General features: G+C 71.9%; 21 protein-coding genes. 7 read left to right on the top strand and 14 right to left on the bottom strand.

From position 1 onward, the window contains the following. On the top strand, window positions 1–552 hold the full coding sequence (locus ACZ6C1_RS07930) for a GNAT family N-acetyltransferase (RefSeq protein ID WP_469238873.1): 552 nt from the start codon (window positions 1–3) through the stop codon (window positions 550–552). Window positions 553–1,149: 597 nt separating this feature from the next. Here the strand turns inward: ACZ6C1_RS07930 and pssA are convergent. The 9 genes from pssA to ACZ6C1_RS07885 all read right to left on the bottom strand — a co-directional run bounded on the left by pssA (window position 1,150) and on the right by ACZ6C1_RS07885 (window position 12,090). Further along, on the bottom strand, window positions 1,150–2,013 hold the full coding sequence (gene pssA, locus ACZ6C1_RS07925; RefSeq protein WP_469239092.1) for a CDP-diacylglycerol--serine O-phosphatidyltransferase: 864 nt from the start codon (window positions 2,011–2,013) through the stop codon (window positions 1,150–1,152). Next, a complete protein-coding gene (locus ACZ6C1_RS07920; protein ID WP_469238872.1) occupies window positions 2,006–2,653 on the bottom strand; it encodes a phosphatidylserine decarboxylase in 648 nt (215 codons plus the stop codon). The genes pssA and ACZ6C1_RS07920 overlap by 8 nt, the downstream gene beginning before the upstream one ends. A 167-nt stretch (window positions 2,654–2,820) precedes the next feature. Beyond that, window positions 2,821–4,026, bottom strand: a complete 1,206-nt coding sequence (locus ACZ6C1_RS07915) for an acyl-CoA dehydrogenase family protein (RefSeq protein ID WP_469238871.1) — start codon at window positions 4,024–4,026, stop codon at window positions 2,821–2,823. 2 nt (window positions 4,027–4,028) lie between these two features. Then, complete coding sequence (locus ACZ6C1_RS07910) at window positions 4,029–4,541, bottom strand: MaoC family dehydratase (protein ID WP_469238870.1); 513 nt, start codon at window positions 4,539–4,541, stop codon at window positions 4,029–4,031. A 108-nt stretch (window positions 4,542–4,649) separates the two neighbouring features. Then, entirely contained in the window at window positions 4,650–5,612 is a 963-nt protein-coding gene (locus tag ACZ6C1_RS07905; protein WP_469238869.1) for an HpcH/HpaI aldolase/citrate lyase family protein, read from the bottom strand. Then, window positions 5,609–7,621 (bottom strand): protein meaA, encoded by a 2,013-nt coding sequence (locus ACZ6C1_RS07900; RefSeq protein WP_469238868.1) that lies wholly within the window; start codon window positions 7,619–7,621, stop codon window positions 5,609–5,611. Before ACZ6C1_RS07900 ends, ACZ6C1_RS07905 begins: the two co-directional genes overlap by 4 nt. Then, complete coding sequence (gene ccrA / locus ACZ6C1_RS07895) at window positions 7,621–8,958, bottom strand: crotonyl-CoA carboxylase/reductase (RefSeq protein ID WP_469238867.1); 1,338 nt, start codon at window positions 8,956–8,958, stop codon at window positions 7,621–7,623. The genes ACZ6C1_RS07900 and ccrA overlap by 1 nt, the downstream gene beginning before the upstream one ends. Window positions 8,959–9,389: 431 nt before the next feature. Further along, window positions 9,390–10,208: a TetR family transcriptional regulator gene (locus ACZ6C1_RS07890; RefSeq protein ID WP_469238866.1), complete on the bottom strand. Its 819-nt coding sequence runs from the start codon at window positions 10,206–10,208 to the stop codon at window positions 9,390–9,392. 103 nt (window positions 10,209–10,311) lie between these two features. After that, window positions 10,312–12,090 (bottom strand): 3-hydroxyacyl-CoA dehydrogenase family protein, encoded by a 1,779-nt coding sequence (locus ACZ6C1_RS07885; protein ID WP_469238865.1) that lies wholly within the window; start codon window positions 12,088–12,090, stop codon window positions 10,312–10,314. Between the two features lie 845 nt (window positions 12,091–12,935). On the opposite strand from ACZ6C1_RS07885, the gene ACZ6C1_RS07880 reads away from it, so the two are divergent. Continuing rightward, on the top strand, window positions 12,936–13,526 hold the full coding sequence (locus ACZ6C1_RS07880) for an adenylosuccinate lyase (protein ID WP_469239090.1): 591 nt from the start codon (window positions 12,936–12,938) through the stop codon (window positions 13,524–13,526). A gap of 7 nt (window positions 13,527–13,533) precedes the next feature. Here the strand turns inward: ACZ6C1_RS07880 and ACZ6C1_RS07875 are convergent, their stop codons facing one another. From ACZ6C1_RS07875 to ACZ6C1_RS07860, 4 genes are all read right to left on the bottom strand, one after another. Then, complete coding sequence (locus tag ACZ6C1_RS07875; protein WP_469238864.1) at window positions 13,534–14,061, bottom strand: GNAT family N-acetyltransferase; 528 nt, start codon at window positions 14,059–14,061, stop codon at window positions 13,534–13,536. Further along, window positions 14,058–14,471 (bottom strand): RidA family protein, encoded by a 414-nt coding sequence (locus ACZ6C1_RS07870; RefSeq protein ID WP_469238863.1) that lies wholly within the window; start codon window positions 14,469–14,471, stop codon window positions 14,058–14,060. Before ACZ6C1_RS07870 ends, ACZ6C1_RS07875 begins: the two co-directional genes overlap by 4 nt. Before the next feature lie 37 nt (window positions 14,472–14,508). Next, on the bottom strand, window positions 14,509–16,092 hold the full coding sequence (locus ACZ6C1_RS07865; protein WP_469238862.1) for an alpha/beta hydrolase: 1,584 nt from the start codon (window positions 16,090–16,092) through the stop codon (window positions 14,509–14,511). A 135-nt stretch (window positions 16,093–16,227) separates the two neighbouring features. Then, window positions 16,228–17,265 (bottom strand): Rv2578c family radical SAM protein, encoded by a 1,038-nt coding sequence (locus ACZ6C1_RS07860; RefSeq protein WP_469238861.1) that lies wholly within the window; start codon window positions 17,263–17,265, stop codon window positions 16,228–16,230. Window positions 17,266–17,409: 144 nt separating this feature from the next. On the opposite strand from ACZ6C1_RS07860, the gene ACZ6C1_RS07855 reads away from it, so the two are divergent. The 4 genes from ACZ6C1_RS07855 to ACZ6C1_RS07840 all read left to right on the top strand — a co-directional run bounded on the left by ACZ6C1_RS07855 (window position 17,410) and on the right by ACZ6C1_RS07840 (window position 24,388). After that, the gene (locus ACZ6C1_RS07855; RefSeq protein WP_469238860.1) at window positions 17,410–17,853 is read left to right on the top strand and encodes an SRPBCC family protein; all 444 of its coding nucleotides are present in this window, start codon (window positions 17,410–17,412) and stop codon (window positions 17,851–17,853) included. Window positions 17,854–18,515: 662 nt separating this feature from the next. Then, a complete protein-coding gene (locus ACZ6C1_RS07850; protein WP_469238859.1) occupies window positions 18,516–20,912 on the top strand; it encodes an MFS transporter in 2,397 nt (798 codons plus the stop codon). Window positions 20,913–21,014: 102 nt separating this feature from the next. After that, window positions 21,015–23,660, top strand: a complete 2,646-nt coding sequence (locus ACZ6C1_RS07845; protein ID WP_469238858.1) for an ATP-binding SpoIIE family protein phosphatase — start codon at window positions 21,015–21,017, stop codon at window positions 23,658–23,660. After that, a complete protein-coding gene (locus ACZ6C1_RS07840; RefSeq protein ID WP_469238857.1) occupies window positions 23,657–24,388 on the top strand; it encodes a class I SAM-dependent methyltransferase in 732 nt (243 codons plus the stop codon). The genes ACZ6C1_RS07845 and ACZ6C1_RS07840 overlap by 4 nt, the downstream gene beginning before the upstream one ends. 64 nt (window positions 24,389–24,452) lie before the next feature. Here the strand turns inward: ACZ6C1_RS07840 and ACZ6C1_RS07835 are convergent, their stop codons facing one another. Further along, window positions 24,453–25,016, bottom strand: a complete 564-nt coding sequence (locus ACZ6C1_RS07835; RefSeq protein WP_469238856.1) for a hemerythrin domain-containing protein — start codon at window positions 25,014–25,016, stop codon at window positions 24,453–24,455. A 173-nt stretch (window positions 25,017–25,189) separates the two neighbouring features. Here ACZ6C1_RS07835 and ACZ6C1_RS07830 point away from each other — a divergent pair, with 173 nt between their 5' ends. Next, complete coding sequence (locus ACZ6C1_RS07830) at window positions 25,190–25,750, top strand: hypothetical protein (RefSeq protein ID WP_469238855.1); 561 nt, start codon at window positions 25,190–25,192, stop codon at window positions 25,748–25,750. Window positions 25,751–25,791: the final 41 nt, after the last annotated feature.

Raw genomic sequence — 25,791 nt, 5'->3', positions numbered from 1 at the left:
ATGAGCGATGACCTTCGCACCGAGTACCGGATCGAGCCCCTCACCGCCTGGAGGATCCACGACCAGGCGGCTGAGGGGCTCGCCCTGTTGCTGAGGGACGCCGTCGAAGGCGGTGCCTCCGTGGGCTTCCTGGCGCCGCTGGACGGCGCCGAGGCGGCCGCCTGGTGGCGTGATGTCGCCGAGCAGGCGGCGCGCGGCGTACGGAGCGTCTGGGCGGCGTACGGGCCCGACGGCGGCGTCTCGGGTGTGATCACCCTCGTCCGCGCGACGATGCCGAACCAGCCCCACCGCGGTGACATCGCCAAGCTCCTGGTCCGCCGCGACGCCCGCGGCCGCGGCCTGGGCTCCCGGCTGCTCGCGGCGGCCGAGGAGGCGGCGGCCGCGGAGGGCCTCACGCTGCTGGTTCTGGACACCGAGACCGGCAGCGCCGCCGAAGGCCTGTACCGCAAGGCGGGCTGGACCCGGGCGGGCACGATCCCGCACTACGCCCTGACCCCCTCCGGCGTCCCGCACGCCACGACGTACTACTACAAGCGCCTGACCGCTCCCTGACCCCCACCCCCGGCACCGCGCCCGCCCAGGCCTCGCGCCCGCCCAGACAGCCGCCCGTGTCCCGCCCTCGCCGCTGTCCGCCCCGGCACCCGACCGAATTTCGGCCCCGCCCCGCGCCGCGTCCGGGCGTCGCGCCCATTTCGGCACGACGCCCGTCCCGGCACCGCGCCCGCGCCGGCCCCGCCCCGCGCCCGGCCGGGTACCCCCCGTGTCCCGCCCCCGCCCCGCGCCCGCCCGGGCACCCGAGCGGCAGTCGGCGTCCAGCACTGCGCCCGCGCCCGCGCCGACCCGTCCCGCGCCCGGCCGGGCACCCCCGCGTCCCGCCCCCGCGCCGCGCCCGGCCGGGCACCCCCGTGTCCCGCCCCCGCGCCGCGCCCGGCCGGGCACCGAGCGGCAGTCGCGCCCGGGGCCGCGCCCGCGCCACCAGCCGCGCCCGCCCGCGCCCGGCCCCGCGCCGCGTCCGCCCGGGCTTCCGCCCATGCCCGGGCCCCGCGCCGGCGCCCGGTCCGCTGGCGGGCCCCCGGGGCGGGGGACGCCGAAGGGCCCGGGTGCGTTTTCCGCACCCGGGCCCTTCACACATCCATGCCTGCCGTGAGGCTACGGCAGCTGTGCCGCCCGCGCCTCCCGGCTCTCGCGCCGGTTGCCGCGGAAGGTGTTCACTCGCCGGGCCGTCGCGAAGAGGGGGATCACGGCGCCCAGCACCACCTGCAGCGCGCAGCCGGTCTGGAGGAGCAGCTGGCCGCCCGGGGCGTCGAACGCCCACGCCGCCAGCAGGGCCATCGCCCCGATGATCCAGCTGAGCATCGCCACCGCGAGGATGCCCCGCGGCTTGGGGTACTCGACGCGGCTCACCATCAGCCACGCCGTGCCGATGATCGCCAGCAGCGTCGGGATGAACGGCAGCTCCAGCAGCACGATCGAGACGATCGTCAGCGCGCCGAAGGGGCTCGGCATGCCCTGGAACATGCCGTCCTTCATGGCCACGCAGCTGAATCTGGCGAGCCGCAGCACCACCGCCAGCAGCACCACGATCGCGGCCACGGCCGAGACCTTCTGGTGGGCGTCGTCCGCGACCATCCCGTACACGAGTACGAAGTACGCCGGGGCGAGCCCGAAGCTGATCAGGTCCGACAGGTTGTCCAGCTCCGCGCCCATCGGCGAGCTGCGCAGCTTGCGCGCCACGAGCCCGTCGAAGAGGTCGAAGATGGCCGCGAGGAGCATCAGGATCACGGCCGTGGCGGCACTGTGCCGCGCCATGCCGGTCTCCTGGCTCCCCGTGAGGTGCGGGATCAGGATGCCGGTGGTGGTGAAGTACACCGCCATGAAGCCGCACGTGGCGTTACCCAGCGTGAGCGTGTCCGCTATTGAGAGACGCAGCGACAGCGGCATCTCCTCGGCTTCCTCGGCGATGTCCGCCTCGGCGTCGGCGACCCAGTCGGCCCGTGTGTCGGGATCAATCACGGTCAATTCGAGTCACCCCCGCGGTCGTGGTCTGACCGACCTCGACAGCGACGTCGACACCTTCCGGAAGGTAGATGTCAACGCGCGATCCGAAGCGGATCAGACCGATGCGCTCGCCCTGCTCGACCTTGGTCCCCTGCGGGATGTACGGCACGATGCGACGGGCGACCGCACCCGCGATCTGCACCATCTCGATGTCGCCGAGCTCGGTGTCGAAGTGCCAGACAACGCGCTCGTTGTTCTCGCTCTCCTTGTTGAACGCCGGCACGAACCCACCCGGGACGTGCTCGACGGACGTCACCGTGCCCGCCAGCGGGGCGCGGTTGACGTGGACGTTCAGCGGGCTCATGAAGATGGCGACCCGGGTCCGTCCGTCCTTCCACGGCATGATGCTCTGCACCACCCCGTCTGCGGGCGAGATGACCCTGCCCGGCGCGATCTCGCGCTCGGGGTCGCGGAAGAACCACAGCATGCCCGCCGCGAGAGCGGTGGTGGGCACAGCGATGGCCGCGGCGCGCTTGGAACGGCGCGCGCGGGCAAGACTGAGTGCAGCGGTGGCGACGGTCGGCAGAAGCCACGGCGATGCTCCGCGTGCGATGCGGACACGGCCGCGAGGTGCAGAGGTTTGGCTGTGGGGCATGGATGACCTTCGTAGCGGTGATGCCGCGCGAGTGCGGGGGACGGCGGCTTTTTGGCGATGCTATCGGTTGCGGGCCGCAACTGGGCAAGCCAGAAGCCGAGTCGGCGGCCGGAAGACGATGACAGGGTGTGATCTTCTTCGCGGCCAAACCGGCTCAAAAGCGACAATCACCCCTGGAATCGGTACTCCTCGAGCAACCGACGCCCAATGATCATTTTCTGGATCTCGGCGGTACCTTCGCCGATGAGCAGCATGGGTGCCTCTCGGTAGAGACGCTCGATCTCGTACTCCTTCGAGAACCCGTAGCCACCATGGATACGGAACGCGTCCTCGACGACCTCCTTGCAGTATTCGGAGGCGAGGTACTTCGCCATCCCTGCTTCGAGGTCGTTTCGCTCCCCGGAGTCCTTTTTGCGTGCTGCGTTGACCATCATGGCATGAGCAGCCTCGACCTTGGTAGCCATTTCGGCCAGCTTGAACTGGATCGCCTGGTGCTGGGCGATCGGCTTGCCGAAAGTCTGACGTTGCTGGGCATACGAGACACCCAGTTCAAATGCACGCTGCGCCACACCGCAACCACGTGCCGCTACGTTCACGCGGCCGACCTCGACGCCGTCCATCATTTGGTAAAACCCTCGGCCGGTGGCCCCGCCGAGGACACGATTGGCCGGAATGCGCAGTCCGTCCATGATGAGCTCGGTGGTGTCGACCCCCTTGTAGCCCATCTTGTCGATCTTCCCCGGGATGGTGAGGCCGGGGCGGACCTCTCCGAAGCCGGGCTCCTTCTCCACGAGGAAGGTCGTCATCGACTTGTGGGGGGCGGTGCCCTCGGGGTGTCCTTCGTCACTCCGTACGAGAACGGCGACGAGCGTGGACGTCCCGCCGTTCGTCAGCCACATCTTCTGGCCGTTCAGGACGTACTCGTCGCCGTCCTTGACCGCCTTGGACGTGATCGCCGACACATCCGAACCGAGGGCCGGCTCCGACATCGAGAACGCGCCCCGCACCTCGCCGGCCGCCATCCGGGGCAGGAAGGTGTCCTTCTGCTCCTGGGTGCCGTGCTGCTTGAGCATGTACGCGACGATGAAGTGGGTGTTGATGATGCCCGACACGGACATCCAGCCGCGCGCGATCTCCTCCACGCACAGCGCGTACGTGAGCAGGGACTCGCCCAGACCCCCGTACTCCTCCGGGATCATCAGGCCGAAGACACCCAGCTCCTTCAGCCCGTCGACGATCTCCTGCGGGTACTCGTCGCGGTGCTCCAGCTCCGTCGCGACCGGGATGATCTCCTTGTCGACGAAGTCCCGGACCGTGGACAGGATCTCCTGCTGGACCTCGGTCAGACCGTGGGTCTGTGCGAGTCGGGCCATGACTACTTCTCCTGCGCCTTGAGTTCCGGGCGGCCGGGCTGCTCGCCGCCGCGCTCCTTGATGTACGTCTCGGTGGGGACCATCACCTTGCGGCGGAACACGCAGACCAGCGTGCCGTCCTGCTTGTAGCCCTTGGTCTCGACGTACACGATCCCGCGGTCGTTCTTGGACTTCGACGGGGTCTTGTCGAGGACGGTGGTCTGGCCGTAGATGGTGTCGCCGTGGAAGGTCGGCGCCACGTGGCGCAGCGACTCGATCTCCAGGTTGGCGATCGCCTTGCCGGAGACGTCCGGCACGGACATGCCCAGCAGGAGGGAGTAGATGTAGTTGCCCACGACGACGTTCCTGCCGAAGTCCGTCGTCTTCTCCGCATAGTTGGTGTCCATGTGGAGGGGGTGGTGGTTCATGGTGAGCAGGCAGAAGAGGTGGTCGTCGTACTCGGTGACCGTCTTTCCGGGCCAGTGCTTGTACACGGCGCCGACTTCGAACTCTTCGTAGGTGCGGCCGAATTGCATGGGAGCTGCCCTTCCGGGTGCGTCGGGTGGATCGTGACGGGGAGTGGCCGGGGGCCGGTCCCGCCCCGGCGCACCGGGGACGGAGCGGCCCGTCCGGTCATGCCGCCGTCAGGCGGAGGGGGCTTCGAACTTCGAGGTGCGGGTCATGCCGGCGGCCCGCCCCTTGCCGGAGATGACGAGCGCCATCTTGCGGCTGGCCTCGTCGATCATCTCGTCGCCGAGCATCGCCGAGCCCTTCTTGCCGCCCGCCTCGGACGTGTAGTAGTCGTACGCGTCCAGGATCAGCTCGGCGTGGTCGAAGTCCTCCTGGGAGGGCGAGAACACCTCGTTGGCCGCGTCGACCTGACCGGGGTGCAGCACCCACTTGCCGTCGAAGCCCAGCGCCGCGGCACGGCCGGCCACCTCACGGAAGCCGTCCACGTTCTTGATCTGCAGGTACGGGCCGTCGATCGCCTGGAGGTCGTTGGCACGGGCCGCCATCAGGATCTTCATCAGGATGTAGTGGTACGCGTCGGCCGGGTAACCGGGCGGCTGCTCGCCGACGACCAGCGACTTCATGTTGATGGACGCCATGAAGTCGGCCGGGCCGAAGATGATCGTCTCGATGCGCGGCGAGGCCTGCGCGATCGCGTTGACGTTGTTGAGGCCCTGGGCGTTCTCGATCTGCGCCTCGATGCCGATCCGGCCGACCTCGAAGCCCATCGTCTTCTCGATCTGGGTCAGCAGCAGGTCCAGCGCCACGACCTGCTCCGCGTTCTGGACCTTGGGCAGCATGATGCAGTCCAGGTTCGGGCCCGCGCCCTCGACGACGGTGACGACGTCGCGGTACGTCCACTCCGTGGTCCAGTCGTTGACCCGCACGACCCTGGTCTTGCCCGTCCAGTCACCCTCGTTGAGGAACTTGACGATGGTGTGCCGGGCCTCCGGCTTGGCCAGCGGCGCGCACGCGTCCTCCAGGTCCAGGAAGACCTGGTCGGCGGGGAGGCCCTGGGCCTTCTCCAGGAAGCGCGGGTTGGAACCGGGGACCGCCAGGCAGGAGCGGCGCGGGCGGAGACGGTTGACGGTCGTCATGCGGGGACCTCCACAGGGTCGAGCTTGTTCGCTTTACGGATCTCGTCGACGATACGGCCGATGATCTCCGTGATACCGAAGTCCTTCGGTGTGAAGACGGCGGCGACTCCCGCACGCTTCAGTTCGGCGGCGTCGGCACTCGGGATGATCCCGCCGACGATGACCGGAATGTCGGAGGCGCCCGCCTCGCGCAGCCGGGCCAGCACGTCCGGCACCAGCTCGGCGTGCGAACCGGACAGGATCGACAGACCGACGCAGTGCACGTCCTCCGCGAGCGCGGCGTTCACGATCTGCTCGGGGGTCAGCCGGATGCCCTGGTAGACCACCTCGAAACCGGCGTCACGCGCGCGTACCGCGATCTGCTCGGCGCCGTTGGAGTGCCCGTCCAGGCCCGGCTTGCCCACCAGCAGCCGCAGCCGCCCGGCGCCCAGCTCGTCCGCCGTCCGCGTCACCTTCGCGCGCACGGCGGCGAGCGGGGTGCCCTCCTCGGCGGCGATCGCGACCGGCGCGGACGACACGCCCGTCGGCGCCCGGAACTCGCCGAAGACGTCCCGCAGCGCCCACGACCACTCGCCGGTGGTGACACCCGCGCGGGCGCACTCCAAGGTGGCCTCGAACAGGTTGGCGTCCCCGGCCGCGGTGGCCTTCAGACGGGCCAGCGCCTCCTGGGCGCGGGTCTCGTCCCGGTTGTCGCGCCACTCGTGGAGCTTCGCCACGACCCGCGCCTCGTTGGCCGGGTCCACCGTCATGATGGCGGTGTCCAGGTCGGCGGTGAGCGGGTTGGGCTCGGTCGTCTCGAAGATGTTGACGCCGACGATCTTCTCCTCGCCGGCCTCGATCCGGGCCCGCCGCTCGGCGTGCGAGGACACCAGCTGCGACTTGAGGTAGCCCGACTCGACGGCTGCCATCGCGCCGCCCATCTCCTGGATCCGGTCGATCTCCGCCAGGCACTCCTCGACCAGGGCGTCCACCTTGGCCTCGATGACGTGCGAGCCCGCGAAGATGTCCTCGTACTCCAGCAGGTCGCTCTCGTGCGCCAGCACCTGCTGGATGCGCAAGCTCCACTGCTGGTCCCACGGCCGGGGCAGGCCCAGGGCCTCGTTCCAGGCCGGGAGCTGGACGGCACGCGCGCGTGCGTCCTTCGACAGCGTCACGGCGAGCATCTCCAGGACGATGCGCTGGACGTTGTTCTCCGGTTGCGCCTCGGTCAGGCCGAGCGAGTTGACCTGCACGCCGTAGCGGAATCGGCGGTGCTTGGGGTCCTCGATGCCGTACCGCTCACGCGTGATCTTGTCCCAGATGCGGCCGAAGGCGCGCATCTTGCACATCTCCTCGACGAACCGGACGCCCGCGTTCACGAAGAAGGAGATGCGCGCGACCACATCGCCCTTGCGCTCCTCCGGCACCTGCCCGGAGGCGAACACCGCGTCGAGGACGGCGATCGCCGTCGACATGGCGTACGAGATCTCCTGGACCGGCGTGGCGCCCGCCTCCTGCAGGTGGTAACTGCAGATGTTGATCGGGTTCCACTTGGGGATGTGGTTCACCGTGTAGGTGATCATGTCGGTGGTCAGCCGCAGCGACGGACCGGGCGGGAAGACGTGCGTCCCGCGCGACAGGTACTCCTTGACGATGTCGTTCTGCGTCGTCCCCTGGAGCTTGGTGATGTCCGCGCCCTGCTCCTCCGCGACCACCTGGTACAGCGCCAGCAGCCACATGGCGGTGGCATTGATGGTCATGGAGGTGTTCATCTGCTCCAGGGGGATGTCCTGGAACAGCCGGCGCATGTCACCGAGGTGCGAGACCGGGACCCCGACCCGGCCCACCTCCCCGCGGGCGAGGATGTGGTCCGGGTCGTAGCCGGTCTGCGTCGGCAGGTCGAAGGCGACCGACAGACCGGTCTGGCCCTTGGCGAGGTTGCGCCGGTACAGCTCGTTGGACGCCTCGGCGGTCGAGTGACCGGCGTACGTCCGCATGAGCCAGGGGCGGTCCTTCTTCCGTTCCGTCATCAGATGTTCCGGAAGCGGTTGATGGCGTCGATGTGCTTGTCCCGCATCTCCTGGTTCTTCACGCCCATGCCCTCCTCGGGGGCCAGGCACAGGACGCCGACCTTGCCCTGGTGGAGGTTGCGGTGGACGTCGTACGCGGCCTGGCCGGTGTCCTCCAGCGCGTACGTCTTCGACAGCGTCGGGTGGATCTTGCCCTTGGCGATCAGGCGGTTGGCCTCCCACGCCTCGCGGTAGTTCGCGAAGTGCGAGCCGATGATGCGCTTCAGCGACATCCACAGGTAGCGGTTGTCGTACTCGTGCATGTAGCCCGAGGTCGAGGCGCAGGTGGTGATGGTGCCGCCCTTGCGGGTGACGTAGACGGACGCGCCGAAGGTCTCGCGGCCCGGGTGCTCGAAGACGATGTCGATGTCCTCGCCGCCGGTGAACTCGCGGATGCGCTTGCCGAAGCGCTTCCACTCCTTGGGGTCCTGGGTGCGCTCGTCCTTCCAGAACTTGTAGCCCTCGGCGCTGCGGTCGATGATCGCCTCGGCGCCCATCGCGCGGCAGATGTCCGCCTTCTGCTCGCTGGAGACCACACAGATCGGGTTGGCGCCACCGGCGAGGGCGAACTGGGTGGCGTACGACCCGAGGCCGCCGCTCGCGCCCCAGATGAGCACGTTGTCGCCCTGCTTCATCCCGGCGCCGTTGCGGGAGACGAGCTGGCGGTAGGCGGTGGAGTTCACCAGGCCCGGGGCCGCCGCCTCCTCCCAGCTCAGGTGGTCGGGCTTGGGCATGAGCTGGTTGGACTTGACGAGCGCGATCTCCGCGAGGCCGCCGAAGTTGGTCTCGAAGCCCCAGATGCGCTGCTCGGGGTCGAGCATCGTGTCGTTGTGGCCGTCACTGGACTCCAGCTCGACGGACAGGCAGTGCGCGACGACCTCGTCGCCGGGCTGCCAGGCGTTGACGCCGGGGCCGGTGCGCAGGACGACGCCCGCCAGGTCGGAGCCGATGATGTGGTAGGGCAGGTCGTGGCGCTTGGTGAGCTCGGAGAGCCTGCCGTACCGCTCCAGGAAGCTGAAGGTGGAGACCGGCTCGAAGATGGAGGTCCACACGGAGTTGTAGTTGACCGAGGACGCCATGACGGCCACCAGCGCCTCGCCCGGGCCCAGCTCGGGCAGCGGCACGTTGTCGACGTGCAGCGACTTGCGCGGGTCCTTCTCGCGCGTGGTGAGACCGGCGAACATCTCGGTCTCGTCCTTGTGCACGGTCACCGCGCGGTAGGACTCGGGGAGGGGCAGAGCGGCGAAGTCCGCGGACGTGGTGTCCGACGACTGAATCGCGTCCAGGATTTCCTTCACGGTGTTGCCTCCGGCGAAGAACGTCTTTGAGGGGAGACGTTGAGGGGAACGTCGGGGAATTGCTGCTGTGGAGGTGTGCCGTCGGTTCGGCCGGGTGGTGCTGGCAGCGCTGGGTGGTGCGCAGAAGTTGCCTGTGACGCAGGCGTCCGGGCGCGCGAGGCGCGATGGCCTTGCGGGGACAGCCGGCGTACGAGATGTCTCTGCACGCCGGCCGCCCGGACAACGACAACGTATGACACCGTGTGCCAGGCCGCAAGGCACTGAGTGCCAACAATTTCTCTCAGATGCAATCCACCGTTCACAGATGAGCGATGATCGATCGACTCTAGGCCCTCCGGCGGGCCGCAGGTACGACAAAACGCCCGCCGAGCCCGACGGAAGCGTCGGGCCCGGCGGGCGTAAGACCACCGGAGTGGGGGAGCGGAAGGCGCTCAGCGAGTCTTGAGGGTCCGCTCGATGGTTCGCATGATCTCGTCCAGCGGCGTGTCCGTGCGGGCCACCGTGACCAGTACGTCGCCAGTGGTGCTCGCCGTCGCGGCCGGGGGCTTGGTGGGGTTCGTCGCGCCGGCGGCGCGCCCCGCGCCTATCCCGGTGCCGAACGTGTCCCGGACGATGGCGAAGGCATGGTCGAGCTGCGCCTCCACGTCCCCCTGGCCGCCCGCCCGCAGCCAGCGGCGCAGCACGTGGTTGTGCGCCGTGACGACCGCCGACGCCGCCACCTCCGCCAGCAGCGGGTCGTCATTGCCGTCATGGTGGTCCCGCTCGTCGAAGTGGCCCAGCAGATAGCGGGTGAACAGCCGCTCGTAACGGGCCACCGAGGCGATCTCCCGCTCCCGGAGGGTGGGCACCTCGCGAGTGAGGCGGTAGCGCTCCACCGAGACCGCCGGGGACGCCGCGTACATCTTCATGACTTCCTTGATGCCACGGCAGACCGTGTCCAGCGGGTGCTCGTGCGCGGGGGCGGCGTTCAGTACCGCCTCCGCCCGCACCAGGGTGTCGTCGTGGTCGGGGAAGATCGCCTCTTCCTTGGAGCGGAAGTGGCGGAAGAAGGTGCGCCGGGCGACCCCGGCCGCGGCGGCGATCTCGTCGACCGTCGTCGCTTCGTACCCCTTCGTCGCGAAGAGTTCCATGGCCGCAGCCGCCAGCTCGCGGCGCATCTTGAGTCGCTGGGCGGCGGCGCGGCTGCCCGCGGCACTCTCGGGGGCATCGGGCGTGGCGGTGGCACGGGGTGACTTGGCGGGCTGGGACATGACCTGAACGTACTGCATCTGTGCAGGAGACCGCGCCTGTGGGGCGGGGTCGCCCGCCGGGCCACCGGCCCGGTCGAGCAACCCGCCCCACTCCCCGTACGGCTCAGCGCCGGGCATATTCGCGGAAGCCACGCCCCGTCTTGCGGCCGAGGCAGCCCGCCGCCACCAGGTGCTCCAGGAGCGGCGCGGGCGCCAGGCCCGGGTCGCGGAACTCGCGGTGCAGGACCTTCTCGATCGCCAGCGAGACATCGAGCCCGACCACGTCGAGGAGCTCGAAGGGCCCCATCGGGTAACCGCCGCCCAGCTTCATCGCGGCGTCGATGTCGTCGAGCGAGGCGTAGTGCTGCTCGACCATCTTGATCGCGTTGTTCAGGTACGGGAAGAGCAGAGCGTTCACGATGAAACCGGCCCGGTCGCCGCAGTCCACCGCGTGCTTGCGGATCTTCGCCGTGACCTCGCGGACGGTGGCGTGGACGTCGTCGGCGGTCAGGACCGTACGGACCACCTCGACCAGCTTCATGGCCGGGGCCGGGTTGAAGAAGTGCATCCCGATCACGTCCTGCGGGCGCGAGGTGGCGCGGGCGCAGGCGACGACGGGGAGGGAAGACGTCGTGGTGGCCAGCACCGCGCCCGGCTTGCACACCTTGTCCAGGGTCGCGAACAGCTGCTGCTTGATCTCCAGGTCCTCGGCGACCGCCTCCACCGCCAGGTCCACGTCGGCGAAGGAGTCCAGCGAGCCGGCGGGGCTGACACGGGCCAGCGTCTCGTCCCGCGCCTCGGCCGTCATCCGGCCCTTGTCGACCGAGCGGGCCAGGGACTTGGCGATCCGGGCCTTGGCGGTCTCGGCCTTCTCGAGGGAGCGGGCGGCGAGCACCACGTCGTACCCGGCCTTCGCGAACACCTCGGCGATACCGCTCGCCATGGTGCCCGAGCCGGCGACACCGACGGAGCGGACCTCGCGGGCCGGGCCCGTGCCGGCGGTCTCCAGCGGGGTCAGCGCGTCCCGCACCACGACACCGCTGCCCGGCGCCTCATAGGTGTAGAAGCCGCGCCCGGACTTGCGGCCGGTGAGACCCGCCTCGCTGAGCTGCTTCAGGATCGGCGCGGGAGCGTGCAGCCGGTCGCGGGACTCGGCGTACATGGCGTCCAGAACGGTACGGGCGGTGTCGATGCCGATCAGGTCCAGCAGGGCGAGCGGACCCATCGGCAGGCCGCAGCCCAGCTTCATCGCGGCGTCGATGTCCTCGCGGGAGGCGTACTTGGCCTCGTACATCGCGGCGGCCTGGTTCAGGTAGCCGAACAGGAGGCCGTCCGCGACGAAACCGGGCCGGTCGCCGACCGCGACCGGCTCCTTGCCGAGCTGGTGGGCGAGGTCGGTGACTGCGGCGACGGCCTGCGGGGCGGTCAGCACCGAGGAGACCACCTCGACCAGCTTCATCGCCGGGGCCGGGTTGAAGAAGTGCAGGCCGAGCACCCGCTCGGGACGCGCGGAGTCGGCGGCCAGGCGGGTCACGGACAGGGCGTTCGTACCGGTGGCGACGATCGCGTCGGGTCGGACGATGGAGTCCAGCGCACGGATGACCTGCTGCTTGACCTCGTACGACTCGGGCACCACCTCGATGACGAGGTCGGCGTCGGCCGCCGCCTGGAGGTCGGAGAAGGTACGGAACCGGGCGAGGATGTCGCGCCGCTCCTCCTCGGTGATCCGCTCCCGCGCCACGGAGCGGGCGGTGGCGGTCTCCAGGGTGGTGATCGCGCGGGCGGCGGCGGCCTCGCTGATGTCGATACCGATGACTTCGCGCCCGGCCCGGGCCAGGACCTCGGCTATACCGGTGCCCATGGTGCCGAGACCGACGACGGCGATGGTGAGAGGGGTGTCCATCACGGGACTCCAGGGATGAGTGACGACTGATGAGGGGCGCGCGCAGGGGTACGACCGGGAGGCGGCGTACGCGGGTGCGTGCGGAAGGCAGCGCAGGGCGTGCTGTCGCGGTGAGGGAGGACCGACGGACTCTGTCCCGGAGTCACGTCGTACAAGGTGCCGAACCGACAAGGCACTCGCGGCGGCTGCGTCACCAGGCCGCCGTGAGGGGTGCGGGTGTGTCCCGCTCACCTGAGGTTAACCGGCCAGTAACGAGCGCGCCAGTCCTGGGAAGTGGGTCGAATGTGTGATGTGGATCGCGGTGGGGCCGGATACTGACAGCCATGGACGCCATGGATGCGAGGGACGCGGCGGGGCCCGTCGACGGCGTGGAGCGGGAGGGCGACGCGGCACCGGTGCGCCGCGCCAGGAGGTGCGGCCCGCCGCCGACGGATGGCGCGGAGCGGGCGACTCCGGCCGGAGCGGCGGGGGCCGTGGAGGCTGCGGAGGGCGTGGGGGCGGCGGGGGCGGAAGTGTCGGCTGATGACGCGGGGGCGGCGGGCGCTGCGGTGTCGGCTGATGGCGCGGGGGCGGTGGGTGCGGCGGGGGTGGTGGTGTCGGCGGATGGTGCGGGGGCGGCCGTGCCGACGGGTGGCGCGGACGTGGCGGGTGGTGCGGAGGCGGCAGGTGGTGGGGCGGCAGGTGGTGGGGCGGCGGGCGATGCGGGGACGGCGGTGCCGGTGGGGGCGGCCGTGCCGACGGGTGGTGGGGAGGTGGCGGTGCTGGTGGGGGCGGCCGTGCCGACGGGTGGTGCGGGGGCCGTGGGTGCTGCCGATACCGGGGACGGCAGCGAGGCGGCGGAGGGCGTGGACGAGGAGTTCAGGTCGCTCATGCACCGGCTGCGGGACGAGGCCGGTGGCTCGCCCGCGTACGAACGGCTCGTCGGCGCCCGGGATCCGGACGAGCTCGCCGCCGTCCTCGTCCGGCCGGGGCAGCCGTTGTGGGCCCGCGAGATCGCGGCCTTCCGGCTCGGCCTCGCCGGTGACCGGCGCGCCTTCGAGGCGCTGGTCCTCCTCCTCAACCACCGGGACCCGGAGCGCTGTGTCTCCGCCGCGTACGCCCTGGCCCGGCTCGGCGACCCGCGCACGCCGAGGGCCGCGGCCGCGCTCGCCACCAACGAGCTGCGCGTGGCCTACGCCCTGCTGCCGGTGCGGCTGCTCACACAACTGCGCGCACCCGAGTCCGTGCCCGCGCTCGTCACCGTCCTGGAGCGCCGCCTGGCCCCTGGTGACCCCTACTGGCGGGTGGGCGTGGCCTGCGCGGAAGGGCTCGGCGCCCTGGGCGACCCCAGCGCCCGCCCGGTGCTCGAAGCCGCCTGTGCCCACCCCCGCCTCGCCGCGGCGGCCGTGGCCGCCCTGCGGCGCCTGCCCCGTCGGACGGAGCAGCCACCGTCCTGACGGGCGCTCAGGCGGAGAGGCGGCGGACGTACCGGAGCTCCGACACCGTGACGCCCGCCACGTGCCAGGGCTCCTCCGCGCCGTCCGGTGCGAACCCGGCCTTCTCGTAGAAGCGCCGCGCGCGGGCGTTGTCCCTCACCACCCACAGCCGCAGCGCCCCGTACCCGTCGGCTGCCGCGCGGGCCACCGTCTCCTCCATGAGGGCACGTCCCACGCCGGTCGAGAGCTGGTCCGGCCGCGCGTACAGCGCGTACAGCTCGCCGTCCCCCGTAGCCGACCCGTCCCGGTTCGGCCCGTAGCACGCCCAGCCGACCACCGAACCGGCGCGTTCCGCCACCACATTGACATGACGGGTGCCGTCCTCGGTGAAGTGCTTGCGGCGGGTCTCCGCGTCCGCCTCGACGCTCATCGCGCGCAGGTACCACGCCGGTATCAGACCGTCGTAGGCGAACAGCCAGCCCCGCACCCGGACCTCGGCGACGGCCTCGCAGTCGCCCTCCACCATGTCCCGGACCCGGACGGCGGTCTCCGTCATGGCCGGGGCCCCTCGGGAAGGACCGCGAACGCCTCTATCTCCACGAGCAGTTCGGGCCGGAACAGCGCCGAGACCTGCACCGCCGAGCTCGCCGGCGGGCGCGCCGTGTCGATCACCTCGTCCCGGGCGGCCCGCACCGCCGGGAGGTGGGCCACGTCCGTGACGAAGTACGTCAGCTTCACCACGTCGTCGAAACCCGCGCCCGCCGCGGCCAGGCACCGCCGCAGGTTCTCGAAGACCTGGCGAGCCTGGGCGCCCGCGTCGCCCTCGCCGACCACCCGGCCGTCCGCGTCGAAGGCGCACTGGCCGGATATCGCGATGAACCGGCCGCTGCCCCAGACGACATGGCTGTATCCGGAGCCGGGGGCGACCCCGTCAGGGGCGTGCACATGCGTGAGGTGATCGCTCATGGGTCTCATCCTCGCGCACGCCACTGACAGTCGGCCGTCACCCCCGGTGTCCCAGCAGTCCGTGCAGCGCCGCGCCACCGGTCCGGCCCGCCGGCCCCGCGGCTCCCGTCCTGGCAGGCTGCGGATCGGGCACCGCCGCGCACACCGCGTCCGCCTCGGCCCCCTGCCCGCCGACCCGGGGCACCTCGCCCGTCTCCAGGTACCGCACCAGGTGCCGGTCCAGGCAGGCGTTGCCGCCCAGCGTGATCGCGTGGTTGCCACCGCCCCGCTCCACGACCAGGCGCGAGCCGCGCAGCTTCCGGTGGACGGCGACGCCGCCCTCGTACGGAGTGGCGGCGTCCTCCGTCGCCTGGAACAGCAGCACGGGCGGCACGGCGTCGTTCGTGAGGTCGGGGGCCGTCATGGACGCGACCGGCCAGAAGGCGCAGGGCGCGTTGTACCAGGCGTTGTTCCAGGTGGAGAAGGGCGCCTTGCCGTACACGCCCCAGTTGTCCCGGTGCCAGACCCCCCAGTCCCTGGGCCAGTGGGCGTCACGGCACTGCACGGCCGCGTAGACCGAGTAGCTGTTGTCGTCCGCCGCGTCGGACGCCGCCAGCGTCTTGTGGGCGGCGACGAGCGGGTCCGTGTCCCCGTCGTTCACGTACGCCGAGAACGCCTCGGCGAGCGTGGGCCAGAAGCCGTTGAAGTATCCGCCCGGCAGGAAGGTGTCCTCCAGTTCGGCCGGGCCGACCTTGCGGCCCGCCGGCTTCTTCCGCAGCGCCTCCCGCATCGCGTACCAGCGCGCCTCGACCTTCGCCGGGTCGGTGCCCAGCCGGTAGGTCCTGTGGTGCTTGGCCACCCATGCCATGAACGCCTTGTGGCGGGCGTCGAAGGCCATGTCCTGCGCGAGGTTGAGGCGGTACCAGACCCCGTGCGGGTCGACCACCGAGTCCAGCACCATCCTGCGCAGACGCTGCGGGAACAGCTTGGCGTAGACGGTGCCGAGGTAGGTCCCGTACGAGTAGCCGAAGAAGTTGATCCTCTTCGCGCCGAGTGCCTGCCGTACGACATCGAGGTCCCGGGCCACGTCCACCGTGCTCATGTGCCGCAGCAGGTCGCCGTGCTTGTCGCCGCACGCCCTGGCGAACGACGCCGCCCTCGCCAGGTTGACCCGCTCGTCGCGCTGGTCGCGCGGCACCGAGTCCGGCCGGACGGGTGTGAAGTAGCCGGGCTTGCAGTCGAGCGCCGGCCTGCTCGCGCCCACGCCCCGCGGGTCGAAGCCGATGACGTCGTACTGCGCCGCCACCTTCTCCGGCAACGACGCCGCCACGAATCCGGCCATGGAGCGTCCGGCGGCGCCCGGGCCGCCGGGATTGACGAGCAGGGGCCCCTGGAAGGTCCTGGCGGTGTGCGGGACGCGGGAGAGCGCGAGGGTGATCCGCTCGCCGCCCGGGTCACCGTGGTCCAACGGCACCCGTAGCGTCGCGCACTGCAGCCTCGGGTACTGCTTGGTGGCGCACCCCTCCCACACGAGCGGGCTCGTCGGCTCCTTGGCGACCGGCTGCGCCGCCGAAGGCACGGCGGTGACCGCCCCCGCCACCAACGCCCCGGCGGCGATCAGCACTCCTGCGCGTTTCTGCATACGGGCCTCCCGGGCGAGCGGAACGACGGGTCGCGACGATGCGCCGCGACGACGGGCCGCCAGGGCATGCGGCCCTCGGCGGATCGTCCCCGCATTCCGGCCCGGACGGGCACGCCCGGGGCAGACTTGACCCGATCAGAGGAGGGTGAGCTGCGTGGGCCCCGGTTCCGACGGCTGCCGTCCCGGCGTGACGGGCGGCGTCGTGACACGCCGGGAAGCCCCCCGTCGCGCGGGGCCTATGCCGAACTCGTCCGCCAGTTCGTGCACCTGACGGGTGATCCGGCGCTGGTACCACTTCGGGGCGTAGGCCCCGTCCGCGTACAGCCGCTCGTAGCGCCGCACCAGGTGGGGGTGGAGCCGGTTCAGCCACGCCATGAACCACTCCCGCGCCCCCGGCCGCAGGTGCAGGACGAGGGGGGTGACCGACGTAGCCCCGGAGGCGGCGATGGCGCGCACGGTGGCGCGCAGCTGATCGGGGTGGTCGCCGAGGAAGGGGATCACGGGGGCCATCAGCACCCCGCAGCCGATGCCGTGGTCGGTCAGCGTGCGGACGACGTCGAGGCGGCGCTCCGGGGCGGGGGTGCCGGGCTCGACGGTCCTCCACAGTTCGTGGTCGGTGAAGCCCACGGAGACGGAGATGCCGACGTCGGTGACCTCGGCGGCCTGGAGCAGCAGGTCCAGGTCCCGGAGGATCAGCGTCCCCTTGGTGAGGATGGAGAAGGGGTTCGCGTGGTCCCGCAGCGCGGAGATGATGCCGGGCATCAGCCGGTAGCGGCCCTCGGCGCGCTGGTAGCAGTCGACGTTCGTGCCCATGGCGATGTGCGCGCCCTGCCAGCGCGGTGAGGCGAGCTGCTTGCGCAGCAGCTCCGGCGCGTTGATCTTCACCACGATCTGCGAGTCGAACCCGAGGCCGGTGTCGAGGTCCAGATAGCTGTGCGTCCTGCGGGCGAAGCAGTACACGCACGCGTGCGTGCAGCCCCGGTACGGGTTGACGGTCCACTCGAACGGCATGCGCGAGGCACCTGGCACCCGGTTCACGATCGACCGGGCCCGCACCTCGTGGAAGGTGATCCCCCGGAACTCCGGGGTGTCGAACGTGCGTGTGGTCACGGCGTCCGTTCCGAACAGCACGGTGTCCCCGGTGGGGGTCTCACTCAGGTTGTCCCAGCGCATGGACGCCTCCTCGGGTAGCACTGCCCCCACAATAGAACACATGTTCCCATGATTGCCTCGGGCGGGCCTCCCGGATTTGGGCGCCCACCCGGCAGGTGGTTGGCTTGTGCCTCCCCTTAGGTATCGAGTGCTGGAGGACATGGCATGGCGCAGGTCGAGGCCACGACGGAGCGGGTCATCTCGGCGGACGCGGAGACGGTGTTCGACGCGCTGGCCGACTACAAGGAGACCCGCGGGAAGCTGCTGCCCGAGCACTTCAGCGAGTACGAGGTGCGCGAGGGCGGCGACGGCGAGGGCACTCTCGTCCACTGGAAGCTCCAGGCCACCAGCAAGCGCATCCGGGACTGCCTGCTGGAGGTCACGGAGCCGAGCGACGGCCGGCTCGTCGAGAAGGACCGCAACTCCTCCATGGTCACCACATGGACCGTCACTCCGGCCGGTGAGGGCCGCTCGAAGGCCGTCGTTTCCACCGTGTGGAACGGTGCGGGCGGGATCGGCGGCTTCTTCGAGAGGGCCTTCGCCCCCAAGGGGCTCGGCCGCATCTACGACCAGGTGCTCGCCAACCTCGCCGCCGAGGTCGAGAAGTAACGCGTCATGGTCACCGGTTCGGGTGGTCTTCCCTCCCGGTCCCCGGCGCGCGTGTACGCCCCGGCGCGCGAAGGGTCGGGGGAAAGCGCCTGATGAGCGCCGCGACGCTCCGCGTGCCCGGCGCCCGCCCCCACCCGTAACCCCGTAATGCCCCGCTTGCTCCCCCTCGGCGCGCAATGCGAAGAATGGCGCGCCGCGTCGGCGCGACTGAGGGGAGCAGGTTCGTGGGTGGGAGCAGGCTGGCGAACGACGGCCACACACCGCCTGCCTGGGGGCAGTCCGGAACACCCGCCCGGGGGGCGGGCCCTCGTCCCGTCTCGGGCAGGGCCTCCGAGGCCGCTCCGGGGCCGGCCGACCGGGGGCGCGGCGCCGCCTCCCACTGGCCGTCGGCGGGCGGTGCACAACCGCCCGCACAGGACGGCGGCCAACGGCACGCCCATGGGCGCGGCCCTGAAACCGCCCCTTGGGTGGTGGCCCCGGAGGCAGCTCCAGGGATGGCCTCGGAGGCGGCCCCGGGCGCGGTACCGGTCCCGGACGCGGTGCCGGGGGCTGTCTCCGACGCGGTGCCGGTTGCCGCGCATGGTCCGGCGTCGGCGAAGGGTACCGGGCGGGACGGCCTTGAAACCGGGGCGGGCGGGGGCGCCGGGCTGGGCGGAGGCGCCATGTCCGGCGGAGGCGCTGGGGCGGGCGGAGGCGCCAGGTCGGGCAGGAGCGTCACGTCCGGCGGAGGTGCCACGTCGGACGGGGCGTCAGGTGGCGGGGGCGCCACCCTCCTCGGCCCCGCGCGCGTACGGCTCGTTTTCTTCGGGCTCGTCCTCGCCCTGCTGCTCGCCGTGCTGGAGCAATTGATCACCGCCACCGCTCTTCCGGCCATCGGCGCCGAACTCCACGGGCGGGGCCGGGCTGCCTGGGCGGTGACCGCCTACCTCCTCGCCGTCACCGTCACCCTCCCCGTCCACGGCAAGCTCGGTGACCTCTACGGGCGCAAAGCCGTCTTCCAGTTCGCCCTGGTCGTGTTCCTGGCCGGTTCGGCGCTGGCGGGCTGGTCGCGCGACATGGACCAGCTCGTTGCGTTCCGCGCCGTCCAGGGCGTCGGCGCCGGCGGTCTGCTGGCCGGCGCGCAGGCGATCACCGCCGACCTCGTCCCCGCCCGCCGGCGCGGCCGCTTCCTGGGCCTCCTGGGCGCCGCCCTGGGCCTCGCCACGCTGTCCGGTCCGCTCCTCGGCGGGCTCGTCACCGAACATCTGTCCTGGCGCTGGTGCTTCTGGGCCACCGTCCCGCCGGGCCTGCTCGCGCTGCTCGTCGTCGGGGCGGCACTCCCACGGCTCGCTCCGCCGAAGTCCGCAGCCCGGCGACGCCCGGACGTCCTCGGCGCGCTCCTGCTCGCGGCCGCCTCCACCTTCCTGGTGCTCCTCGCCGGTTGGGGCGGTACGGAGTACGCCTGGGACTCCCGCGTCGTCCTGGGCCTGGCCTGCGGCGCGGCGGGGACCATTCTGCTGTTCGTCGTGGTGGAGCACTACGCGCCGGACCCCCTCGTCCCGCTCCGGCTGTTCCGCGACTCCACCTTCGTGGTCGGCGGCCTCGTCGGCACCACCGCCGGCGTCGCGCTCTTCGTCGTCGCCGACTGCCTGCCCGCCTTCTTCCGGCTGACCGGTGGCGCGGACGCCGCCGAGGCCGGGCTGCTGATGCTGCCGATGGCGGCCGGCATCGTCACCGGCTCCCTCCTCTCCGGACACCTCATCGGCCGGACCGGCCGCTACACGGTCCACCCGGTGCTCGGCGGCGCCGTGTCGGTGGTCGGCATGTGGCTGATGTCCCGGCTGGAGCCGGACACACCACGCGTGACGCACAGCGTCTGGCAGGCCGTGCTCGGTGTCGGCATCGGCCTCGTCCTGCCCGCCCTCGTCCTCGCCGTCCAGAACGCCGCACCCCCCGCCGCCCTGGGCGCCGCCACCAGTGCCCACACCCATGTCCGGTGGATCGGCGGCTGTGCCGGCGCCGCCGCCCTCGGGGCGCTCTTCACCCATCGCCTCGACCACGCCCTCGGCAGCCGCCTCCCCAGCGGTGCCGAGCTGCCGGGCCCGTGGTCCGTCACCCCGCACGCCGTCGAGGCGCTGCCGCCCGCACTTCGGGACGCCTACATCGAGGCGTACGCCGAGACCATGCCGCGGACCCTCCTCCACCTGGTGCCGGTCCTGGGGCTCGGCCTGCTCATCGCCTTCTTCCTCAAGGAGAAACCGCTGGTGACCCACGACGCTCGCACCGCCGTACCCGCGCCCCGCACCGCGTCGGGGCTCAGCGCCGGAGTCCCGGTCCGCGGCACCGTCCGGCACCTCGACGGGGCCCGCGTGCCGCGTGCCGCCCTCACCCTCATCGACGTGCGAGGACAGCAGGTCGGACGCGGGGCGAGCGGCGACGACGGGCGGTACACGCTCAGCGTCCCCGGCGGCGGTTCGTACGTGATGATCGCGGCGGCCGGCGGCCACCAGCCCCAGGCCGTCCCCGTCACGGTCGGCGAACGACCGGTCGAGATCGATGTCGTACTCGGCGGCGCCGGCCGCCTCGCCGGGACCGTCCACACCGCCGACGGCACTCCCGTACGCGATGCCGCGGTCACCCTGACCGACGTACGCGGGGAGGTCGTCGCCGGTACCCGTACCGGACGGGACGGGAGCTACGTCCTCGACGCGCTCGTCGCGGGGGAGTACACCCTGGCCGCGAGCGCCCCCGTCTACCGGCCCGTCGCGCTGCCCGTGAGCGTCCAGGCGGCACGCGAGACCCGCCAGGACATCGAGCTGGCCGGCGGAGCGGTGCTGCGCGGGACGGTACGGGCACCCGACGGCAGGTCCGTGGAGGACGCGCGCGTGACCCTGCTCGACGCGGCCGGAAACGTCGTCGACACCCTCACCACGGGCCCCGACGGCACATTCCGCTTCGGGGACCTCCCATCCGGCGAGTACACCGTGATCGCGGCCGGATACCCGCCGGTGGCCACCGTGCTGCGGGTCGCGGGAGGCGGGCACGCCGAGCGCGATCTCCGTCTGGGCCACGAGGATTGACGACGGGTCAGTTCCGTGGATGCCCGGCGCACAACGGCGCACGGGCCGTACCGTGGGGACACGGCCGCGGGTTCGCGGCGCGCCGGGAAGGAGCCTTCCACCATGGACAGTGGCGTTCCGCAGCCGAGGCCCGCGCCGGGTCCCGCGGGCGCGAGGGACGCGGCGGGCGCGGCGGGCCGGATTCCGCTTGCTGTGGTCGTCGTCGACGGGGACGGCCTGGTGTCCCACTGGTCGACCGGCGCGCGTAGGCTGTTCGGCCACGCCAAGGACGCCGCGGTGGGCCGGCACGCCGTCGAGCTGCTCCCCGTCTCCGGAGCCCTGGACCGGGACGGTCCTTTCTCGGCGGACGACGGATCCCTTGACCGGGACGGTCCGTACGCGGCGGACGACAGCGTCCTGGACCGGGACGGTCCGTACGCGGCGGACGACGGCGCCCCTGACCGGGACGACCCCTACTCACCGGACCACGACCCGGGGCCGGCCCTGGATGCCGCGCTGGACGCCTCCCGCGGCGGGCTCACGTCCTACCCGACAGCCGGCCGCGCCCGGCTCTCCGAACCGGGACGGGAGCGCGTGGACGTCCTGTGGTGGGCCTACCCCCTGGTCGGCCCCGGCCCCGAACGGCTGCTGGTCCTCGCGGCGGACGCGGCCCAGTTCCGGGGCGACACCGCGGACCAGGAGCACTTCGAGCGCATCGCTCCCGGCTTCGCCCTGCACACCGACTTCCCCGGCTCCGACGAGCTGGCCCGCCGGCTCCCCGAGATCCTGCCGAGCATGAGCGTCCGGCAGGCCACCCGGATCGTCTCCCAGGTCCTCGAACTGGGCTACCCCGTCCTTGAATTCAGCCACCACGACCGCGTGCCCGTCACACCCGACTGGGGTGTGCCCCGGCGCGCGGAACGCGCCGCACGCGCGCGTGCCGACGGAAACGACCAGAAGCGGAACCCGGCGCACGACGTGGGGCAGGACCTCGAGTACGCGGCCGTGCGCGAGCGGCTGGAGTTCCTCAACGAGGTCAGCGGCCGCATCGGCTCCTCCCTCGACCTGGCCCGTACGATCCAGGAGGTCAGCGCGGCCGTGGTACCGCGCTTCACCGACGTCGCCGGGACCTACCTGCGCGAACAGGTCGTCGCCGGCGAGGGCTTCCCGGACGGGCCGCCGGACGCCACCACCCTGTGGCACCGGGTCGCCGTCGAGCACGTCGACGAACCCGGCCGCTGGGACGACGTCGTACCGGTCGGGGAGTCGATGCCGTTCCCCGTGCAGACCCCGTTCTTCCAGTGCATGACGACCGGCGAGCCCGTCCTCGTGCCGAGGATCAGCGAGGACATGGGCACCGCCATCGCCTCGCAGTTCGAGAAGCGCGACATCCGGCCGCTGATCACCGGCCGGTCCATGCTGGTCGTCCCCCTCAAGGCCCGTGACGTGGTGCTGGGGTTCATGATCCTGCTGCGCCACCCCGGGCGGGCCCTCTTCGACGACATGGACCGGGTGACCGGCGCGGAACTGGCCGCGCGCGCAGGGCTCGTCCTCGACAACGCCCGCATGTACACCTACCAGGAGAGCGTCGCGGAGCTGCTGCAGGACGCGATGCTGCCGCAGGTCCCCGCGCGCCTGGCGGGGTGCGACACCGCCACGCGCTACCTTCCCGGCACGCTGCTGGGGCGGGTGGGCGGCGACTGGTTCGACTCGATCAAGCTCCCCGGTTCCCGCACCGCCCTCGTCGTCGGCGACGTCATGGGGCACGGGCTGAACTCGGCCGCCATGATGGGCCAGTTGCGGACCGCCGTACAGACCATGGCGGGGCTCGACCTGCCGCCCGCCCGGCTGCTGCGCAACCTCGACGACCTGGCGCAGCGGCTCGGCGAGCACTACCTGGCGACCTGCCTGTACGCCGTGTACGACCCCGTCGCCGGGGAGCTGCTCATGGCGAACGCCGGCCATGTGCCGCCGGTGATCGTCCGCGCCGAGGACGGGCGGAGCGACCTGCTGGAACTGCCGACGGGCGCCCCGATCGGCGTCGGAGGGGTGCCGTTCGAGACCGTACGGGTACCGGTCGCGCCCGGCGACCGGCTCGTGATGTGCACCGACGGGCTGGTCGAGATGCGGGGCGAGGACATCGGCGTGGGCCTCGCCACGCTCTGCGAGTCGGCCGCCCATCCGGCGGCCTCCATGGACGACGCCTGTGACGCGATCATCCGGGCGCTGGGCGCCCGCGGCGGCCGCAAGGACGACGTCGCCCTGCTGATGGCCAGGCTGAGCGGCATCGCCCCCGAGGACGTCGCCCGGTGGGAGCTGGCCCCGGAGCCGCGCGAGGTGGCCCGGGCGCGTCGGCTGGTGCGGGAGCGGCTGACCGAGTGGGGACTGGACGAGGCGGCGGAGACCGTACGGCTGCTCGTCAGCGAACTGGTCACCAACGCCGTGCTCCATGCCGAGGGGGCGCGCCGGATCGAGGTGCGGCTGGTCCGGACCGACGTCCTGCTTTGCGAGGTCACGGATGACGGGCACACACTGCCGACACTGCTCGACACCGGATCCGCCGACGAGTACGGGCGGGGGCTGAGGGTGGTGAGCGCCTTGGCCGCCGAGTGGGGCGCGAGCCGGGCGGGGGAGGGGACGTCGGTGTGGTTCGAGCTGTCGCTTCCGGGAGAGCCGTCGGGTACGCCGTCGCGTATGCCGCCGGGAGAGCCGTCGGGCGGGCCGCCGGGAGAGCCGTCGGGTGGGCCGCCGGGAAGGAGCAGGCCGTGAGTGCGACCCGTCGCCACAAGGACGCCTGGGAGGGCTTCTGGAAGGAGGCGCCCGGCGAGGAGGGCGCCGTCCTCTGGGACGCGGAGCCGTCCTTGACGGCGGGCCCCCACGCCGACCTCCTCGCACCGCACCTGACGGCACCCGGCCTGCCACTCGTCGACCTGGGGTGCGGCAACGGCACCCAGACTCTGTTCCTCGCCGGCCGGTACGCGCGCGTGGTGGGCGTCGACGTGGCGGCCGCGGCGATCGAGCACGCGCGGCGCCGGGACGGGCGGACGGGCGTGGCCGCCGAGTTCCGGGTGCTCGACGCCGTGGACACGGAGGCCGTGCGCGAGCTGCACGCCGAGCTGGGCGACGCCAACGTGTACATGCGCGGTGTCCTGCACCAGGTCGAGCCGGGGCACCGCCAGGCCCTGGCCGACACGATCGCCACCCTGGTCGGGGAGCGGGGCCGTGCGTTCGTCGTCGAGCTCGCCGAGGCGGCGGGCAGGGCCCTCGGCGGCCTCGTCGCGAGCCCCTCGGGCCCGCCCCCCAAGCTCCGCCCGGTCCTCCGGCACGGGATCGCACCCGCCACGGTCGTCGACGCGGAGGTGCCGGAGTACTTCCGCACGGCAGGCCTCGCCGTACTCGCTTCGGGCCGGATGCCCCTGCACACGACGGAGTCCACCCCGGACGGGAGGCGGCTCACCCTGCCGTCGACGTGGTGGGTGACCGGCCGCGGCGCATGATGCCGTTGCGGCGGGTGCCGTGACGCGGACCGCCCGGGTGGCAGGACGTTCACCTGGGCGGGGGTCAGGATTCCTTGCCGCGGCCCGTCATCGCGTCGCGGAGGCGGTCGACGAGCCCGACGCTGGGGGCGAGCAGCTTGTTGGCCGGGGGCTTGTCCGGGGCCGAGGGGTGGGGGCGGGTCGGGGCTGTTTTCTTGGCCTGGCGGACCTTGTCGCCGAGATCGGCGAGCACATCGGCGGAGCACGCCTCACGCAGGCGCGGGAAGAGATTGTTCTCCTCGTCGGTGATGTGCGACCGGATTTCCGTCATGAGCCGGTTGATCAGCACGTCGAACTGGGGATTTCCGGCGTCGCACGCCTCCAGCTCCTTCATGATGCGCTCGGCGGCCGCGTGATCGCGCAGCTCCTTCTCGGCCAGCGCGTCACCGCCGGGAACATGCTCCCGCACCGCCGGGTAGAGGTAGGCCTCCTCCGCGACCGAGTGGCGGACCAGCTCCATGGTGACCTGGTCGGCGCACTGCTTGCGCCGGCTGTCGCCGGACGGCAGTTCCTCGATGGTGGTGAAGAGTTCCTCCACTTCCTCGTGATCATTGCTCAATTCGGTGACGACATCTCCGCCGTGTCCCATGCCGTTGCTCCTCCGCGCGGGTTTTCCTGATTTCTCCAATGAAACGCCGCCGTGCCCCTGCCCGGCGTATTGCGATGCGCTCAGCGTGTCGTCCGCCACGCGGCCGGGCGTGAGCTGCGTCATTTCCGTCCCCGGAATCCAGGGGTACCTTTTCCGTCCGCCTCCCGTCCCCCATGAATTCGGATGGATCAGCCGTGCCCGCAGATTTCTCGCTCTCCCCGCTCATAGCGGCGACCGCGCAGTGGATGACACGCGCCTATCCGCCGGGCGGCGGCGCGCTCGCCCAGGCCCTGGCCGAGGCGCAGGCACGGCAGGCCGTCACGGTCGCGGCGTGGTTGCGCTACCCGACCGCGATGGACGCCGCGCTGGTCGCCGTGGCGGGGCCGGGCGGCTCCGGGCGGCTCGACGGGGTCACGGGCGCCGACGCCGCCGGGACCGGTGACGGGGACGACGCGGAGGCGTGGCGTACCTGGGTCGACGAGGTGGTCGCCAGCTGGGCCGCGTCCCTGCTCAGCGAACCGGAGCTGGCCGCCGCCGCCATGGAGGCGCTCTCCGGGTCGGCGCACACGGCCGGCACGCCGGTCCAGTTCCGGCGCCTGGTGGACCCCGACGAGCACGACCGGCGGGCCGCCACGCTGCTGCGCCACCCGGACCTTCTGGCGCCCATAGCGGAGCTGCACCGCGACCAGCTCCTCGACCGGCTCGCCATCGGACCGGCGCCGCTCACGAGCTGAACCCGGCCGCCGGCTTCGGCACCGGCTCCCGCTCCGGCGCC

The sequence above is a fragment of the Streptomyces sp. NPDC041796 genome, assembly GCF_055590785.1.
This window is presented reverse-complemented; position numbering and strand designations above follow the sequence as displayed.

Excerpts from the sequence above, each read along its gene's own strand:
- ACZ6C1_RS07930 (WP_469238873.1), top strand. The coding sequence starts at position 1 with ATGAGCGATGACCTTCGCACCGAGTACCGGATCGAGCCCCTCACCGCC.
- ACZ6C1_RS07920 (WP_469238872.1), bottom strand. The coding sequence starts at position 2,653 with ATGCCCCACAGCCAAACCTCTGCACCTCGCGGCCGTGTCCGCATCGCA.
- ACZ6C1_RS07915 (WP_469238871.1), bottom strand. The coding sequence starts at position 4,026 with ATGGCCCGACTCGCACAGACCCACGGTCTGACCGAGGTCCAGCAGGAG.
- ACZ6C1_RS07910 (WP_469238870.1), bottom strand. The coding sequence starts at position 4,541 with ATGCAATTCGGCCGCACCTACGAAGAGTTCGAAGTCGGCGCCGTGTAC.
- ACZ6C1_RS07905 (WP_469238869.1), bottom strand. The coding sequence starts at position 5,612 with ATGACGACCGTCAACCGTCTCCGCCCGCGCCGCTCCTGCCTGGCGGTC.
- ACZ6C1_RS07900 (WP_469238868.1), bottom strand. The coding sequence starts at position 7,621 with ATGACGGAACGGAAGAAGGACCGCCCCTGGCTCATGCGGACGTACGCC.
- ACZ6C1_RS07890 (WP_469238866.1), bottom strand. The coding sequence starts at position 10,208 with ATGTCCCAGCCCGCCAAGTCACCCCGTGCCACCGCCACGCCCGATGCC.
- ACZ6C1_RS07885 (WP_469238865.1), bottom strand. The coding sequence starts at position 12,090 with ATGGACACCCCTCTCACCATCGCCGTCGTCGGTCTCGGCACCATGGGC.
- ACZ6C1_RS07875 (WP_469238864.1), bottom strand. The coding sequence starts at position 14,061 with ATGACGGAGACCGCCGTCCGGGTCCGGGACATGGTGGAGGGCGACTGC.
- ACZ6C1_RS07870 (WP_469238863.1), bottom strand. The coding sequence starts at position 14,471 with ATGAGCGATCACCTCACGCATGTGCACGCCCCTGACGGGGTCGCCCCC.
- ACZ6C1_RS07865 (WP_469238862.1), bottom strand. The coding sequence starts at position 16,092 with ATGCAGAAACGCGCAGGAGTGCTGATCGCCGCCGGGGCGTTGGTGGCG.
- ACZ6C1_RS07860 (WP_469238861.1), bottom strand. The coding sequence starts at position 17,265 with ATGCGCTGGGACAACCTGAGTGAGACCCCCACCGGGGACACCGTGCTG.
- ACZ6C1_RS07855 (WP_469238860.1), top strand. The coding sequence starts at position 17,410 with ATGGCGCAGGTCGAGGCCACGACGGAGCGGGTCATCTCGGCGGACGCG.
- ACZ6C1_RS07850 (WP_469238859.1), top strand. The coding sequence starts at position 18,516 with ATGTCCGGCGGAGGCGCTGGGGCGGGCGGAGGCGCCAGGTCGGGCAGG.
- ACZ6C1_RS07845 (WP_469238858.1), top strand. The coding sequence starts at position 21,015 with ATGGACAGTGGCGTTCCGCAGCCGAGGCCCGCGCCGGGTCCCGCGGGC.
- ACZ6C1_RS07835 (WP_469238856.1), bottom strand. The coding sequence starts at position 25,016 with ATGGGACACGGCGGAGATGTCGTCACCGAATTGAGCAATGATCACGAG.
- ACZ6C1_RS07830 (WP_469238855.1), top strand. The coding sequence starts at position 25,190 with ATGAATTCGGATGGATCAGCCGTGCCCGCAGATTTCTCGCTCTCCCCG.